2 protein-coding genes are annotated in these 1398 nt (G+C 74.9%); one reads left to right on the forward strand and one right to left on the reverse strand.

What is annotated here, in order from left to right; genetic code table 11:
• Window positions 1–674 (reverse strand): LysR family transcriptional regulator substrate-binding protein (locus HW445_RS30990; protein ID WP_180224105.1); only part of this gene is annotated, 674 nt, incomplete at its 3' end.
• Window positions 675–733: 59 nt separating this feature from the next.
• On the opposite strand from HW445_RS30990, the gene HW445_RS30995 reads away from it, so the two are divergent.
• Complete coding sequence (locus tag HW445_RS30995; protein WP_180224106.1) at window positions 734–1147, forward strand: DUF5997 family protein; 414 nt, start codon at window positions 734–736, stop codon at window positions 1145–1147.
• Window positions 1148–1398 lie beyond the last annotated feature (251 nt).

Below are 1398 nucleotides of genomic sequence, written 5' to 3' on the forward strand. Positions count from 1 at the left end.
GGGGTCCTGCGGGCGGTACGGGCGGTGGCCGGCTGAGCCGGCTTCTGCTCGGGGGCAGCGGTCCGCCGCCCCCGGGTGCTGTTGGCGGTGCGGCCCCGCACCACGCCGATGAAGTCGTCCACGGCGTCCGTGGTGGCCTCCTGCGGCCAGGCGAGCGCCACCTCCGACCGCGGCCCGTCAGCGACCGTCCGGTAGGTGAGGTCCCGCCGGTGGTGCAGCCGCGCCAGGGACTGGGGGACGACCAGCACCCCGATGCCGGCGGCCACCAGCTCGACGGCGTCGCCCGTGGTGGCGGGCCGTTCGAAGGCCTCCTCCCCCGGCGGCCGCTCCCAGCCGAACACGTCGTCCAGCGGATGCAGCACGACCTCGTCGGCGAGGTCCTCGAGGGAGATCTCGTCCGCCGCGGTGACCAGGTGGTCCTTGGGGACGACGGCCACCGTGGCCTCGGTGTAGAGCGGGATGGCGCTGAAGACGTCGCGGTCGACGGGGAGCCGGACCAGCCCGGCGTCGGCGCCGCCGGACCGCAGCAGCTCCTGGGCCTCGTGGGCCTCCACCGGCACGAGTGCGAGGGGGGTGGCGGGAAAGCGCTCGTTCCAGATCCGCACCCACTTGGCGGGCGTGGCTCCCGGTACGTAGGCGAGCCGGAAGACGGGGGAGGCGGCGGAGTCTGTCACCCGGCCCAGGCTACCCGGCGTGGTCGGGGGTGCTCCGCCCGGTCGTTAGGCTTGGCGGTATGAAGTCGCACCAGAGCGCCCAGACGATGAAGCCCGCCACCGCGGCGAAGAAGCTGGGTGTGTACCTCGAGGCCACGCCCGCCGAGTTCCGGGAGGGCGTCGTCTCGCGCGCCGAGCTGAACCAGCTCCAGGCCGACCCGCCCGAGTGGCTGCGTGAGCTGCGGCGCAACGGCCCGCACCCGCGCCAGGTGGTCGCGGCACGGCTGGGCGTCTCCGCCTCCGGCCTGGCCCGGGCCGGCGTCACCGAGGCCCTGACCACCGAGCAGATCGACGCGCTCAAGAGCGAGCGTCCCGCGTGGCTGGAGAAGGAGCAGGCCCTCCAGGCGGACGTCCGCAAGGAGCAGGAGCGCGTCAAGCAGCTGCACGCCGAGAAGGCCGAGAAGGCGGCTGCCCGGGAGAGCGCCGGCCGCTGACCCGCCACCGCAGCACGGCCGAGGGGGCCGGTTCCGCCACCGGGCGGGCCCGGCCCCTTCGCCGTGGCCCGCCACGGCGAAGGGGCCGACGACGCGCTGCGGGATGCCGCCGTGGGGCGGGCGCCGTCGTCGTGACCACCCGCGTGATCACACGATGTCGGTGGCTCGCTCTACTGTTCGTCTCGTTCGATCGGTGCGTGCGGTGCGGGAGGCGCGGTATGGGGTGGGTGCCGGCCGGTGACCACGAGGTC

It is taken from the genome of Streptomyces sp. UH6, from assembly GCF_013421635.1.
GTDB lineage: Bacteria > Actinomycetota > Actinomycetes > Streptomycetales > Streptomycetaceae > Streptomyces > Streptomyces abyssomicinicus.

What these genes read in the sequence shown, in the direction of transcription:
- HW445_RS30995 (WP_180224106.1), top strand. Translation starts at nt 734, where the DNA reads ATGAAGTCGCACCAGAGCGCCCAGACGATGAAGCCCGCCACCGCGGCG.